This window comes from Cryobacterium psychrotolerans (assembly GCF_900101115.1).
Lineage (GTDB): Bacteria > Actinomycetota > Actinomycetes > Actinomycetales > Microbacteriaceae > Cryobacterium > Cryobacterium psychrotolerans.
Genome location: NZ_FNFU01000021.1, coordinates 33,437 through 47,514 on the forward strand (window position 1 = coordinate 33,437; position 14,078 = coordinate 47,514).

General features: G+C 68.9%; 11 protein-coding genes and 1 pseudogene. 5 read left to right on the forward strand and 7 right to left on the reverse strand.

Annotation, left to right across the window (positions count from 1 at the left end; translation table 11 throughout):
• Window positions 1–15: 15 nt before the first annotated feature.
• Window positions 16–1,971, forward strand: coding sequence for a 1-deoxy-D-xylulose-5-phosphate synthase (dxs, locus tag BLQ39_RS13535; RefSeq protein ID WP_092324708.1), 1,956 nt, complete (start codon window positions 16–18; stop codon window positions 1,969–1,971).
• Between the two features lie 88 nt (window positions 1,972–2,059).
• On the opposite strand, the gene BLQ39_RS13540 is transcribed toward dxs, so the two are convergent.
• From BLQ39_RS13540 to BLQ39_RS13555, 4 genes are all read right to left on the reverse strand, one after another.
• Window positions 2,060–4,216 carry a 3-hydroxyacyl-CoA dehydrogenase NAD-binding domain-containing protein gene (locus tag BLQ39_RS13540; RefSeq protein ID WP_092324709.1) on the reverse strand — a complete coding sequence of 719 codons (2,157 nt, stop codon included), beginning with the start codon at window positions 4,214–4,216 and terminating at the stop codon, window positions 2,060–2,062.
• Entirely contained in the window at window positions 4,213–5,418 is a 1,206-nt protein-coding gene (locus BLQ39_RS13545) for a thiolase family protein (RefSeq protein WP_092324711.1), read from the reverse strand. The genes BLQ39_RS13540 and BLQ39_RS13545 overlap by 4 nt, the downstream gene beginning before the upstream one ends.
• Window positions 5,419–5,496: 78 nt before the next feature.
• On the reverse strand, window positions 5,497–6,693 hold the full coding sequence (locus tag BLQ39_RS13550) for a ribonuclease D (protein WP_092324713.1): 1,197 nt from the start codon (window positions 6,691–6,693) through the stop codon (window positions 5,497–5,499).
• On the reverse strand, window positions 6,686–7,285 hold the full coding sequence (locus BLQ39_RS13555; RefSeq protein WP_092324715.1) for a DUF3000 domain-containing protein: 600 nt from the start codon (window positions 7,283–7,285) through the stop codon (window positions 6,686–6,688). The genes BLQ39_RS13550 and BLQ39_RS13555 overlap by 8 nt, the downstream gene beginning before the upstream one ends.
• A gap of 65 nt (window positions 7,286–7,350) precedes the next feature.
• Here BLQ39_RS13555 and BLQ39_RS13560 point away from each other — a divergent pair, with 65 nt between their 5' ends.
• Entirely contained in the window at window positions 7,351–8,592 is a 1,242-nt protein-coding gene (locus tag BLQ39_RS13560; protein WP_092324717.1) for an alpha/beta hydrolase family protein, read from the forward strand.
• On the opposite strand, the gene BLQ39_RS13565 is transcribed toward BLQ39_RS13560, so the two are convergent.
• Genes BLQ39_RS13565 through BLQ39_RS13575 form a run of 3 tightly spaced genes read right to left on the reverse strand, consistent with a single transcriptional unit; the run spans window position 8,504 to window position 10,628 of the window.
• Window positions 8,504–9,286: a dihydrofolate reductase family protein gene (locus BLQ39_RS13565; RefSeq protein WP_241986924.1), complete on the reverse strand. Its 783-nt coding sequence runs from the start codon at window positions 9,284–9,286 to the stop codon at window positions 8,504–8,506. The genes BLQ39_RS13560 and BLQ39_RS13565 overlap by 89 nt on opposite strands.
• Entirely contained in the window at window positions 9,283–9,723 is a 441-nt protein-coding gene (locus BLQ39_RS13570; RefSeq protein ID WP_092324719.1) for a SufE family protein, read from the reverse strand. Before BLQ39_RS13570 ends, BLQ39_RS13565 begins: the two co-directional genes overlap by 4 nt.
• Complete coding sequence (locus BLQ39_RS13575; protein WP_092324721.1) at window positions 9,720–10,628, reverse strand: sulfurtransferase; 909 nt, start codon at window positions 10,626–10,628, stop codon at window positions 9,720–9,722. The genes BLQ39_RS13570 and BLQ39_RS13575 overlap by 4 nt, the downstream gene beginning before the upstream one ends.
• A 147-nt stretch (window positions 10,629–10,775) precedes the next feature.
• Between BLQ39_RS13575 and zapE the strand changes: the two genes are divergently transcribed.
• From zapE to BLQ39_RS13590, 3 genes and pseudogenes are all read left to right on the forward strand, one after another.
• The gene (zapE, locus tag BLQ39_RS13580) at window positions 10,776–11,828 is read left to right on the forward strand and encodes a cell division protein ZapE (RefSeq protein WP_092324723.1); all 1,053 of its coding nucleotides are present in this window, start codon (window positions 10,776–10,778) and stop codon (window positions 11,826–11,828) included.
• A gap of 186 nt (window positions 11,829–12,014) precedes the next feature.
• On the forward strand, window positions 12,015–13,235 hold the full coding sequence (locus tag BLQ39_RS13585; protein ID WP_092324725.1) for an ammonium transporter: 1,221 nt from the start codon (window positions 12,015–12,017) through the stop codon (window positions 13,233–13,235).
• A 481-nt stretch (window positions 13,236–13,716) separates the two neighbouring features.
• A pseudogene (locus BLQ39_RS13590) lies at window positions 13,717–14,078 on the forward strand (HNH endonuclease signature motif containing protein); the annotation flags it as partial.

Here is a 14,078-nt window from a genome sequence, read left to right on the forward strand (position 1 = left end):
CGAAAGGTGGTATCGATGTCCCTTCTGGAGACGATCACGGGTCCTCGCGACCTCGACGCCCTCTCGAAGGAGCAGCTGGTCCAGCTCGCGGCCGAGGTCCGCGCGTTCCTGGTCAGTGAGATCTCGAAGACCGGCGGGCACCTCGGCCCCAACCTCGGCGTCGTCGAACTGACCATCGCGATCCACCGGGTCTTCGAGTCGCCGCGGGACTCGATCGTGTTCGACACCGGGCACCAGTCATACGTGCACAAGCTGCTCACCGGTCGGCAGGACTTCAGCAGGCTGCGCCAGCTCGGCGGACTCGCCGGCTACCCGCAGCGCTCCGAATCCGTGCACGACATCGTCGAGAGCTCGCACGCCTCCAGTTCGCTCTCCTGGGCGGACGGCATCTCCCGCGCCTTCGAAATGACCGGTCAGGACGACCGCCACGTCGTCGCCGTCGTCGGCGACGGCGCGCTCACGGGCGGCATGACCTGGGAAGCGCTCAACAACATCAGCGACGACAACACCCGGCGGCTGATCATCGTCGTCAACGACAACGGCCGCTCCTACGCGCCGACCATCGGCGGGATGGCGCGGTTCCTCAACACCGTGCGCACCCGCCGCAGCTACCGCAGCCTCTACCTGACCAGCCAGCGGGCCTTCGACCGGCTCGGCGCGCCCGGGCGGGCGCTCTACCGCGGCATGCGCGGCGGACTGCACGGCTTCCTCAGCCGGTTCTCGAACAACGAGGCGCTGTACTCGAACCTCGACATCAAGTACATCGGGCCGGTCGACGGCCACGACATGGACGCCATGCTCGAGGCGCTCCGCCAGGCCAGGGGCTACGGCGCCCCGGTCATCGTGCACGCCATCACCCAGAAGGGCAAGGGCTACGACCCGGCCATGCAGGATGCCGCCGACCAGTTCCACGCGGTCGGCCAGATCGACCCGGAGACGGGGGAGTCGACCGAATCGGCCGGCGCTCCATCGTGGACCTCGGTCTTCGCCGACGAGCTCGTGACCCTCGCCAGCGCGAACGAGCGCCTTGTCGGGATCACCGCCGCAATGCTGCGGCCGACCGGCCTGCACAAGATGGCCGAGCGGTTCCCCGGCCGCGTGCACGACGTGGGCATCGCGGAGCAGCACGCCGTGGCATCCGCCGCCGGCCTTGCCTTCGGCGGCCTCCACCCCGTGGTCGCGCTGTACGCGACCTTCATCAACCGCGCCTTCGACCAGGTGCTGATGGATGTCGCCCTGCACAAGGCCGGCGTCACCTTCGTACTCGACCGGGCCGGTGTGACCGGGCCGGACGGACCGAGCCACCACGGCATGTGGGACCTCGCGATCCTGCAGGCCGTGCCGGGAATCCGCCTGGCCGCGCCCCGGGACTCGACCCGGCTGCGCGAGGAGCTCGGGGAGGCCGTGGCCGTCGATGACGGGCCCACCGTTCTGCGCTTCCCCAAGGGCAGCGTCGGCGTCGAGTTCGAGGCGGTCGAGCGGCTGGAGGACGGGGTGGACGTGCTGCACGCCGGTTCCCAGAAGGACGTGCTGATCGTGACCGTCGGCCCGATGGCCGGCATGGGGCTCGAGGTGGCCGAGCGGCTCGCCGCCCAGGGCATCGGTGCCACCGTCGTGGACCCGCGCTGGGTCGTTCCGGTGCCGAAGAGCATCATCCGCCTCGCCGCCGAGCACCGGATCGTGGTCAGCATCGAAGACGGCATCCGGGTCGGCGGCATCGGCACCCGCATCCGCCAGGACCTGCGCGAGGCCGGTGTCGACACCGCGGTCACCGAGCTGGGCCTGCCCGACGAATTCCTCGACCACGGCTCACGCGCCGAGATCCTCGAACGCGTCGGCCTGACCCCGCAGCACATCGCGCGCGACGTCGTTGCGATGGTGCTCGGCAGCAAGATCCCGCACGCCCGCCCGCTGCCCGAGGGCCACACGCCCACCGGCTCGATCCCCGTCACCCGCCCCCGCCGCGACTAACCGACCCCGCGAAGGGCCTGTTACGCGAAACTGCAGTTGTGCGCGTTATGAGGCAAGTTTAGCGCGCACAACTGCAGTTTCGCGGGGATTAGACGACGGGGGAGGGAGCAGCGACGCCCACGCCGCGGATCGGCGGGGTGTGGAAGGCGGCGCCGAAGGTGCGCTCGCTCGCGCCGACCCGGTCGAGGTAGGGCGTGACCCCGCCCATCTGTGAGGGCCAGTTCGCGCCGAGGATCATGCACAGGTCGATGTCTTCGGCCGCGTGCACGACGTCGTCGTCCAGCATCCGCTTGATCTCGTCCGCGAGGCCGTCCTCGACCCGCTGCTGGATCTCCTCCGCCGTCATCGGCGATGTGCCGCCCGCGACGATCTTGACGGCGCCCTTGTCGAAGCCCTTGATCTTGCCCTTGGCGTCGCGGTCGAGGACCTTGCCGTACTCGGCGAGCGTGTGCAGGTTCGCGCTTTCGAAGAACCGCTCCGGGAACGCCGCATGGTGGGTGTCGAGCACGTGCGCCCCGACCTTCAGCCCGACCAGCTCGAGCAGCTGGAACGGGGTCATCGGGAGGCCGAACGGCGCCAGGGCGCCGTCGACGACCTCGAATGAAGTGCCCGTGTCGACCGCGTGCATGGCCTCGCCGAGCAGCTTCGCCAGCAGCCGGTTGACCACGAAGCCGGGGGTGTCCCTTGTGATCACGGCGTTCTTCCGCAGTTTGCCCGCGACGACCATGGCCGTCGAGAGCGTGGCGTCGTTGGTCACCGGCGTCTTCACGACCTCGATCAGGGGCATGATCGCGACCGGGTTGAAGAAGTGGAAACCGACGAGCCGTTCCGGGTGGGCGAGCTTTGCGCCGATCTTCTCCACCGACAGGGAAGAGGTGTTGGTGGCCAGGATCGCCTCGGGGGAGATGTGCTTCTCGATCTCGGCGAAGACGTCCTGCTTGACGCCGAGTTCCTCGAAGACGGCCTCGATGACCCAGTCGGCGTCGGCGAAGTCGGCCTTGTCCGTGGTGCCGGTGACGAGCGCGCGGAGGCGGTTGGCCTCATCCGCGCTGATGCGCTTCTTGGCCAGGAGGGTCGCGATCTCACCATGGATGTATTCGACGCCCTTGTCGACGCGGGCCTGGTCGAGGTCGGTGATGACCACGGGTACGCGCAGGCGACGCACGAACAGCAGGGCGAACTGGCTGGCCATCAGGCCGGCGCCGATGACACCCACTTTGGTGATCGGCCGGGCGAGCGCCTTGTCGGGCGCTCCGGCCGGCCGCTTGGCCCGCTTCTGCACGAGGTTGAACGCGTAGATGCTGGCCTGCAGCTGGTCGCTGGCGATGAGCTCGGCGAGGGCGTCGTCTTCGCGCTCGAAACCCTCGGCCTTCGTGCCGCTCTTCGCCGCCTTGAGCAGGTCGAGGGCGGCGTAGGGAGCGAGCGCGACGGTGCCGATGCTGGACTCGAGCGACTTGCGGGCGATGCCGATGGCGACGTCCCATTTCACCAGGCGCTCGATCTTGCTCGGCCGGTTCGGCCGCTCCACCTTCGTGCTGCCGGCGATGACGCCGTCGGCCCAGGCGATCGAGTTCTCCAGGAACGAGACCGAATCGAACATCACGTCGGCGATGCCGAGCGCGAGCGCGTCGGCGCCCTTGAGCGTGCGGTATTTGAGCGGATTCTCGATGATCACCTTGAGCGCGTTCTCGATGCCGATCAGGTTCGGCAGCAGGTACGACCCGCCCCAGCCGGGGATGAGCCCGAGGGAGACCTCCGGCAGGGCGATCGCCGGCACGGATGCGTCGACGGTGCGGTAATCGGCGTTGAGGGCAATCTCCAGTCCGCCGCCGAGGGCGAGGCCGTTGATGAAGACGAACGAGGGCACGCCCAGGTCGGCCTCCTTGCCGAAGGCGTAGTGGCCGAGCTGCGCGAGCAGCTTGCCGGCCTCCTGCGACGGGATCTCGCCGACCTTGCTGAGGTCGGCGCCGGCGGCCAGGATGAACGGCTTGCCGGTGATCGCGACGCCATGGATCTCGCCCCGGCCGGCGCGGGCGCGCAGCTCGTCCAGCGTCGCCGCGAACTCGAGCAGGGTGGCGGCGCCGATCGTGTTCGGACGGGTGTGGTCACGGCCGTTGTCCAGCGTGACGAGGGCGAGCGTGCGATTGCCGGAGAGGGGAATGTCGCGAACGAAACTGTGCGTGACCACCTCGTCTTCGGAGAGGGCAAGCAGCGGGGTGAAGTCGATTGCGGAGTAGTCGGTCATCGCTTTTTTGCCTTCCGGTTGAAGTGCGGGTTCTCCCAAATGATGGTGCCGCCCATGCCCAGGCCGATGCACATGGCGGTCAGGCCGTAGCGCACCTCGGGGTGGGCTTCGAACTGGTGCGCGAGCTGGTTCATCAGGCGAACGCCCGACGAGGCGAGCGGATGCCCGATGGCGATCGCGCCCCCGTACTCGTTGACCCGGGGATCGTCGTCGTCGATGCCGAAGTGGTCGAGGAACGAGATGACCTGCACGGCGAATGCCTCGTTCAGCTCGAAGAGTCCGATGTCGGTGATCGCGAGGCCCGCCTTGCGCAGCGCCTTCTCGGTCGAGGGCACCGGGCCGAGGCCCATCACCTCGGGCTCGACGCCCGCGAACGCGAAGCTGACCATCTTCATTTTGACGGTGAGGCCAAGTTCCTTGGCGGCGTGCCCGCTGGCGAGCAGGCTGACGGCCGCGCCGTCATTGAGCCCGGAGGCGTTTCCGGCGGTGATGCGGCCGTGCGGGCGGAACGGCGTCCGGAGGGCGGCGAGGCCCTCCATCGTCGTCTCCGGCCGGGGCGCCTCGTCCTGCGTGGCCAGGCCCCAGCCGGCCTCGCTGCGGGTGGCGACGGGGATCAGGTCGGGCTGGATCTTGCCGGCGGCATACGCGGCGGCCACCTTCTGCTGGCTGCGCAGCGCGAAACGGTCCGAGCGCTCCTTCGTGTACGAGGGGAACCGGTCGTGGATGCGTTCGGCCGTCGCGCCCATGACGAGTGCGTCCTCGCTCACCAGCCGCTCGGACAGGAACCGCGGGTTCGGGTCGGCGTTGGCGCCCATCGGGTGTCGTCCCATGTGCTCCACGCCGCCGGCGATGGCGAGGTCGTAGGCCCCGTAGCCGATCGCCGAGCCCATCGTGGTCACGGCGGTCATCGCCCCGGCGCACATCCGGTCGATGGCGAATCCGGGGACGGATTTGGGCAGCCCGGCCAGGAGCGCCGCGGTGCGCCCGAGGGTGAGGCCCTGGTCGCCCGTCTGCGTCGTGGCGGCGATGGCGACATCGTCGATCCGCTCGCCGGGAACGGAGGGATTCCGCTCCAGCAGGCCGATCATGGCCTTCACCACCAGGTCATCGGCTCGGGTGTTCCAGTACATGCCCTTTTCGCCGGCGCGTCCGAACGGGGTACGAACCCCGTCCACAAAGACGACTTCTGCTCTCTCGGCCACAATGCCTCCATCAATCAGCTCAGGTCTGATTCGATCCTATGGGGGCGCCAATTTGCCGACGGAATCCTTTGACTCTTCCTACGAGTCCGACTCCGAAGGCAGGCAGATGCTTTGGTGGACCTCGACAAAGGCATCGGCAATCAGTTGTGCGGTTGCGGCAACCTGCCACGCCCGCGCACCGAGGTCCGCGAGGGCGGATCCGATCGAATCCGCGCTCACCGACTCGGGCGGCGACCAGGCGACCCGGCGCAGGAAATCGGGGGTAAGCAGGTTTTCCAATGGGATGGCCAGCTCGTCCGACACGCTCGCCAGGGCGGCGCGCGCCGCCTTGAAGCGCACGTCGGCCTCCGGATTGCGCTCGGCCCAGGCCCGGGGCGGCGGCAGCGTATCGCTGCTCGCCTTGAGCGCCGGCAGGTCGGGGCTGGACATACCGGCCTGGATGGCGGCCCACCAGCGGTCAAGTTCGCTGCGGCTGGCTCGGCCGCTGAATTCGCGCAAATCGGCCAGGGCCTGCCGGCTCTCGGGCATCACCCTGGCCGCGGCGACCAGGGACGCGTCGGGCACCAGCCGGCCGGGGGAGACGTCCAGGTGCTGGGCCAGGGCATCCCGGGCGATCCAGAGCTCGCGGGCGACCGCCAGGTTCCGCTGGCCGCGGATGGAATGCACCCCGGACAGTCGGCGCCACGGGTCCACCCGGGGGGCCTTCGTCTCTCGCGCGAGCACGGCGGCGAACTCCTCGGCCGCAATCTGGGTCTTCTCGGACTCGACCAGCATCTCGACCATCCGGTCGCGCAGGTCAGGCAGCAGTTCGACGTCGAGCGCCGCATAGACGAGCCAGGCCTCGGGGAGCGGCCGGGTCGACCAGTTGGCCGCCGAGTGCTCCTTGGCGAGGTGGATTCCGAGCAGCTCTTCGACCACCGTGCCGAGGCCGACGCGCGGGAGGCCCAGGAGCCGGGCGGCCAGCTCCGTGTCGAACATGTTGACCGGGTCCAGGCCCACCTCGCGGAGGCACGCGAGGTCCTGGCTGGCGGCGTGCAGGATCCACTCAGCGTCCCGCAGCGACTCGTTGAGTTCACTGAAGTCACCGATGGCGGGCGGGTCGAACAGGAACGTGCCGGCATCACGCCGGTAGATCTGGATCAGGTAGGCGCGCTGGGAGTAGGTGAAACCGGATGCGCGTTCTGCGTCGATACCGATCGGCCCGGTGCCACCGGCCAGGGTCTCTATCGCTTCGAAGTAAGCGTCTCGCGTCTCGACGACACCGTGCTCAGCCACGTTTGGCTCGGCGCGCGGACAACGTGCTGACTCCTTCGCCGCCGGCAGGGGGAAGGCCGGCGAGCATGCAGAGAAGCTCACCCCAGCCTTCGACGTGGGCGGTGAGATTTTGGTCCAGGGGGGTCCACGAGGCTCTGAGCTCGATCTGGGCGCCGTCGCCCTGGCTGGCGAGTTCGCCGAAGCCGGAGGAGATGATCTTCGTGGCGGTGCCGGATGCCGCGGTGTACTGCGCCCCGTGGGAGTCGAGTGCGTCAACGAGCCAGGCCCAGGCGACCTCAGCCAGGAAGGGATCGAGCCCGATGTCGGTCTCCAGCGGAGCCTGTGCGAAACAGACGACGCGGAAGCGTCCGCCCCAGGCATCGGGCTCTTCGGGGTCGTAGAGCAGGATGAACCGGCCGGTGCCGAGGTCGGAGTCGCTGCCGTGTCGGACGGGGCGCACATCGGCGGCCAGAGCCACGGCGTGCGGAGCGAGGCTGCCCGGCGCGGGGATTTCGGTGACGATGAGTTCCGGCCGTCGGTGAGCGCGCCGAATCGCGTCGAGCGCTGCGGCAAATTCCGGCGGAAGCGTTTGCCTGTCCTCTGATTCGGGCACGTTTGCAGACTAGAGTTTTTTTCGGGCGCTGTCTGCGAGGCACGCCGACCGGTTCGGAGGTGTACGTGACCAGCACAAGCTCACGAGAACGCGGGCCGGGCACGGCCCTGCTCGTCACCGCCGCCGCCGTGGTCGGGACGGCCGCCCTGCTGGCCGCTACCGTCAGTGTGCTGTCGGCCGTGATGGCCCGCCGCATCGTCACTCCGCCGACCAAACGTGAGCAGGACACTCGCATCCATGCCGTCGATCTCGCCGCCGGCACGATCACCCTGCAGACCACCCCGGATACCGTGTTGCCGGGCGAGTACAGTCTCTGGTTCACGGACGAAACCGGGCACGCCCGGCTGGGTGAGATCATCCGCAGCGACGCCGCGGGCGTCACCCGGCGGCTGACCGCCGTCGACTTCGGGGACCTGGCGAGTGCGCGGCTCGGCCGCCTGGCCGGTTACCACTACCTCGGCCCGGCAGAACTCGGCTTCCCCTTCGAGGACGTCGTCATTCAAACCGGGCTCGGCGACGCGCCGGCCTGGCTTATCCCCGCGGCGGAGCCGGACGGCCGGTGGGCGATCCAGGTGCACGGCCGCGGGGTGCAGCGCCCGGAGACCCTGCGCGCCGTTCCGGCCTTCCGGGAGGCCGGGTATACCTCGCTGCTCGTGTCGTACCGCAACGACCGGGAGGCGCCGGCCAGCCTGGACGGCCGCTACGGGCTGGGCGACACCGAATGGCTGGACGTGGAGGAGGCCATCGGGTTCGCCCGGAGCCATGGCGCGACCAGCGTCGTGCTGATGGGCTGGTCGATGGGCGGCGCCATCGCCCTGCACGCGGCGAGCCGCACCGAGCACAAGGACATCCTGGCCGGGATCGTGCTCGATTCGCCCGTCGTCGATTGGGCCGATGTCGTGAGCTTCCACGGTGAGGCGCTCGGGTTCCCCTCGCCGATCATGGCCGGGGCGATGAGGGTGATGGGGCAACGCTGGGGCGGCCTGCTGACCGGTCAGGCGACGCCGATCGACTTCCGGCGGCTGGATGTCGTGGCCAGGGCCGACGACCTGTCCCTGCCGATCCTGCTCATGCACAGCGACGACGACGGCTACGTGCCGTCGACCGGCTCCCGGGCGCTGGCCCTGCGCCGGCCCGATCTCGTGACCTTCGTGCCGTTCACCATCGCCCGGCACACCAAGCTGTGCAACTACGACCCGGTGGGCTGGAACCGGGCGATCACGCGCTGGCTGGACGCGCTCGTTCCCAGCGGGCATACGTCGCCCCCGCATCATCCACCAGCAGCTGGCGAAGACCGAACCGAGTAGACCCGGCTGCGGGGGAGTCGAGCAGCGGGGAGTCGAGTGGCGGGGAGTCGAGTAGCGGCCGGCCGCCGAGCGTCACCTGCGGGCTCGTCGACAGGCAGAACTCGTCGACGAGGTCCGCCGCGAAGAGCTGCCCGGCCAGCACCGGGCCGCCCTCGCAGACGATGCGGTCAAGGCCCCGGTCGGCCAGGGCGCGAACGATCGCCGCCACCGTGATGTCCCCGCCCTCGTCGTCGAGGGGCACGATCGTGGCGCGGGCGGTCCCCACGCTCGCCCGGGCACGGTCGAGGTTGCTTCGGGCGCACAAGATGAGCACCGGATGCCCCGCGGCATCCGCCGGCCTGGCGTGGAGTCGGTGCCCGCTGAGGTCGCCGCTGGAGGTGACGACGGCCAGGGCCGCCTTCGCGGGCACGACGTAGCCTTCGGCGCGCACGCTGCCCGCCCCGACGAGCACAACATCGGACAGTTCCCGGATGACGCCGAGGATGCGCCGATCGAGCCGGCTGGTCAGCGTGTTGGAGGTGCCGTCGTCGCCGGTGGCGCTGCCGTTGAGGCTGGCGATCATGTTGACGCGGAGGAACGGACCGTCGCCGCGGCGGTAGTGGGCCAGGAGCCAGTCGCGGCCGGCCGCATCCATCCCGTCGAGCGTCGGCGTGGGGGCACCCGGCTCGGTCGGGAAGATGCGGGTGAGGTTCACGCAGCCGCCAGTGCCCGCAGCTGGCGCTTCGTGCGGGCGAGCATGGCCGTCATCCCGCGCATCCGCAGGGGGGAGACGGCTCGGGTGATCCCGAGGGAGCTCGGGTAGTCGTCGGGCACGGCCAGCGCCTGCTCGACGGTGAGCCCCTCGACGCCCTGGGCGATGATCGACACGAAACCGCGGGTCGTCGGGGATTCGCGCGGCGCGGTGGCGTGCAGGTGTACCGCACCGGCCTCATCCACCTCGACGAAGATGTACACCGGCGACTGGCACTCGACCACCCGTTCGAGCAGGTCCGGGTGGTCCTCGAAGCGCGCGGGCAGCGCCGGCAGCTCGTTGGCGAACTCGAGCAGGAGCAGCAATCGGTCCTTCTCTTCGAGTTCGAGGAACTCGTTCCTGATCTCGGCCAGCTGCTCCGGCAGTTCCACGGATGTCATCGGCGGGGCTTCGGCGCGTCGCCCGGCTCGGTGCCCAGCACGATCGGAACCCGGATGGCGTTGCCCCACTCGGTCCAGGAGCCGTCGTAGTTGCGCACCCCCTGGAAGCCGAGCAAGTGGGTGAGGACGAACCAGGTGTGGCTGGACCGCTCGCCGATGCGGCAGTAGGCGATGACGTTGTCGCCCTCGGCAAGGCCGGCCTCGCCGCGGTAGATGGCATCCAGTTCCTCGCGGGTGCGGAAGGTGGCGTCGTCGGCGGCGGCGCGGGCCCACGGCACAGAGACGGCGGAAGGGATGTGCCCGCCGCGGAGCGCGCCCTCCTCCGGGTACGCGGGCATGTGGGTGCGTTCGCCGGTGTACTCCTCCGGGGAGCGCACGTCGATCAACGGGTTTCCGAAGTGAGCGAGCACGTCGTCCCTGAACGCCCGGATCGGGGCGTCTTCGCGCGGGACGACCGGGTAGTCCGCCGTGCTCGTCAGCACGGTCTTGTCGGTGGTCATGTCGCGGTCCTCGGCGACCCACTTGTCCCGACCGCCGTCCAGCAGGCGCACGTCCTCGTGGCCGAAGAGGGTGAACACCCACAGGGCGTAGGCCGCCCACCAGTTGTTCTTGTCGCCGTAGATGACGACGGTGGAGTCGCGGGAGATGCCCTTGGAGCTCATCATGGCCGCGAACTCGCGGCTGCCGATGAAGTCGCGTTCCACCGGGTCGTTGAGGTCGGTGTGCCAGTCGATCTTGACCGAGCCGGGGATGTGGCCGACTTCGTAGAGCAGCACGTCTTCATCGGATTCGACGACGACGAGACCGGGGGTGCCCAGGTGCTCCTGCAGCCAGTTGGCGGAGACGAGGCGCTCCGGGTGCGCGTACGCGGTGAACTTCGGGGACGGATCGAGTTCAACGGACATGGGGGACCTCCGGGAGGGCGACTGACGCGGCGCGAGATATGGATTGAGTGCGGATTAGGCTTGTCACCTGCCCACACGTTAAATCTACGCGGTGTGGGCGCCGGCCGCACCGCGGTCATCCCTACATACAGAAACGGGTGTTCCCCCATGGCCCCAGAGGCCCACCGCCAGGCCCTCCGGCTCGTCGACCGCTCCCCGAGCATCACCGGTGCCGAAATCGTCGCCGAGCTGGTTCCCCCGCCGCAGTTCGAACACGCCTCGTTCGAGTCCTACCGGCCGGACCTGAACTTCCCGTCACAGCTGGAGGCGGTCGAACGGCTCAACTCGTTCGCCGCGGCCTGGCGGTCCCAGCGGCCCAGCGGATTCTTCTCCCGCACCCGGAAGCCGAAGGATGACCTGCCGGGGATCTACCTGGACGGCGGCTTCGGGGTCGGCAAGACCCACCTGCTCGCCGCGCTCTGGCACACGGCGCCCGGGCCGAAGTACTTCGGCACGTTCATCGAGTACACCGCCCTCGTCGGGGCGCTCGGCTACGCCAACACGGTCAAGCAGCTGCGGGGCGCGAAACTGATCTGCATCGACGAGTTCGAACTCGACGACCCGGGCGACACGATGGTGATGACCCGGCTGCTCGGTGAGCTCGTGGCCTCCGGCACCCGGGTGGCGGCCACCTCCAACACACCACCGAACTCCCTGGGCGAGGGCAGATTCGCCGCGGTGGACTTCCTCCGCGAAATTCAGGCGATGTCCGCCAACTTCGAGACGGTCAGGATCGACGGTCTCGACTACCGCCGCCGCGACGCCGCCGGCAACGCCGTGGCGGTTCCGGACGAGTCGCTCCGCCACATGGTCGGAACGCTGCTGGGGCGCGGGTCGCGGGTGGCCGAGGACGGCTTCGGCGCGCTGATCCGGCACCTCGGCACGGTGCATCCGTCGAAGTACATAAAAATGATCAGCGCGATCGACGTCATCGCCCTGACCGACGTGTTCCTGCTGACCGACCAGACGGATGCCCTGCGCCTGGTGGCCTTCATCGACCGCGTCTACGACGCCGAGATTCCGATCATCGCCAGCGGCCTGCCGCTCGGCGAGGTCTTCGATGCCGAGATGATGGCCGGCGGATATCGGAAGAAGTACCTGCGCGCCCAATCGCGCATGGTGGCGCTGACGACGGGGGAACTTCCCCCGCACGCCGAATGATCCGGCGAAACACGCTATTTACCCACGGGCCTCGCGTGTAACCGGCACGAAACATTGCGGTAGGCCCGGCGAAATCTCCGCGCCGCAGAATGATGCCGTACCCGAGACCTGACCGTCGACTACCTGCGTTCATTTTTGGACCTCGCGGTACACCCTGCAAACATTCGAGAGGTGTGAGGACAATCTATGGACACGGGAAGCATTGCATGGGGGATCACAGCAACCGCGCTGGTGCTGTTCATGACTCCGGGAGTCGCGTTCTTCTACGGCGGACTGGTGAAGGCGAAAAGCGTCGTCAGCATGATGATGATGAGCTTCGGGGCACTGGGGCTGATCAGCGTCCTGTGGATCCTCTACGGCTTCAACATGAGCGCCGTCGACAGCCCGCTGCAGTTCGCGGGTAACCCCTTCTCGGACTTCGGCCTGTCAGCGCTGGCATCCGGGGAGACCGGCAACACCGACCTCCTCGGCGCGACCTACGGCGCGACCTTCGCCATCATCACCGTCGCCCTGATCTCCGGGGCCGTCGCCGACCGGGCCAAGTTCGGCTCCTGGATGATCTTCGCCGGGATCTGGGCCACACTGGTCTACTTCCCCGTCGCGGCGTGGGTCTGGGGCGGCGGCTGGATCATGAGCCTCGGTGAAACCCTCGGCCTCCCGGGCGTCATCGACTACGCCGGCGGTACCGCGGTGCACATCAACGCCGGCGCGGCGGCCCTCGCCCTCGCCCTGGTCCTCGGCAAGCGCGTCGGCTTCCAGAAGGGCATCACCAAGCCGCACAATGTTCCGCTCGTGCTGATCGGCGCGGCCGTGCTGTGGTTCGGCTGGTTCGGCTTCAACGCCGGCGCGGAATGGCTGAACGGCCTCGAGAACGTCGGCATCATCGTCATCAACACCTTCGGTGCGACGGCGGCCGCGATCCTCGGCTGGATGATCGTCGAGAAGTTCAAGGACGGCAAGGCCACCTCGGTCGGAGCCGCCTCCGGAGCCGTTGCCGGCCTGGTCGCGATCACCCCGGCCTGCGCGAACCTGGAGCCCGGCTGGGCGCTCCTGCTCGGTGCCGTTGCCGGTGCCGTGTGTGCCCTGGCGATCGAACTGAAGTTCAAGCTCGGCTTCGACGACTCTCTCGACGTGGTCGGCATCCACCTCGTCGGCGGCGTGATCGGCACCCTGTACCTGGGCCTCTTCGCCACCGACACCGGCCTCTTCACGGGCGGCGACTTCGGCCAGCTGGTCGTGCAGGCGATCGCCGCGTTCTCGGTGCTCGTGTACTCGTTCATCGTGGCCTACCTCCTCGGCCGGGCGATCGAGAAGACCATCGGCTTCCGGATCAAGAGCGAAGACGAACTCGCCGGAATCGACACCATCGTGCACGGCGAGGAGGGCTACGCCCTCGACCGGGTCTAGGAAATTCCCGCGCGGCCGGTAGCCGCGCGCACCACGCCAGGGGCGGTGGGGCGGTTCGATACCAGCAGATCGAACCGGCTCGCCGCCCTGTCGCGTGAGCGGGGCCGCATTAATAGCCGTCCCCGTGGCAGATTTCTACCCCCTGCCGCCTCGAATCAATCTCGGCCACACTGTTGGAACTGGTGGTGGACCCGAACACCGCGAGAATCCCCGTCAAGGATCCGGATTAGTCCGGTCCCTTGACGGGATCTTTGCGTTTACGGGGCGTTTCCGCCGAGAGTCGCCATTTCTACCCAGGGTCGCCGTTGCAACGGCGATTGTCGGCAGGAACGGCGACTCTCGCTGCGTGCGGGGGTGCGCGAGTGGCGCCGTGCCTGCGCCTGTCTTCCACAGGTCGGGCGGGCCGGAAGTTATGCACAAGGGCCGGTCAGGGTTGGTTTCGGGCCGGAGGAATGTCGGTGGTTCGCCGTACCGTTGGCGTATGGAAACCATCACAGGACCACCCGGTCGGGCACTCCCGGCCGGCCCTAACCCGGGCGTTGACCCGGGTGTCGCCCCCGACCAGGGTCAGCCGCTGACAGCGGCCGCGGTCCACCTGGAGGAACTCGGCGCGCTCATCGATGCGGTCACCGCCATCGACCGGGCGATGGCGGTGCAGGCCGCGGCCCGGGTGGTCGCGATAGACGCGGCCCGGGTCTGCAGCGAGCGGGAGCTCGACGGCAGTGCGTTCAGTCCGGCGTTGACCCGCCGGTCCCTGGTGGCCGAGCTGGCCTGCGCGCTGCGGATCCCGGAGTCGACGGCCTCGGGCCTGCTGGAGAGCAGCCGGGCCCTGGTCCACGACCT

Bases quoted from the DNA above. Each gene is read 5' to 3' on its own strand.
- BLQ39_RS13540 (WP_092324709.1), bottom strand. From the start codon at position 4,216: ATGACCGACTACTCCGCAATCGACTTCACCCCGCTGCTTGCCCTCTCC.
- dxs (WP_092324708.1), top strand. From the start codon at position 16: ATGTCCCTTCTGGAGACGATCACGGGTCCTCGCGACCTCGACGCCCTC.
- BLQ39_RS13570 (WP_092324719.1), bottom strand. From the start codon at position 9,723: ATGACATCCGTGGAACTGCCGGAGCAGCTGGCCGAGATCAGGAACGAG.
- zapE (WP_092324723.1), top strand. From the start codon at position 10,776: ATGGCCCCAGAGGCCCACCGCCAGGCCCTCCGGCTCGTCGACCGCTCC.
- BLQ39_RS13575 (WP_092324721.1), bottom strand. From the start codon at position 10,628: ATGTCCGTTGAACTCGATCCGTCCCCGAAGTTCACCGCGTACGCGCAC.
- BLQ39_RS13585 (WP_092324725.1), top strand. From the start codon at position 12,015: ATGGACACGGGAAGCATTGCATGGGGGATCACAGCAACCGCGCTGGTG.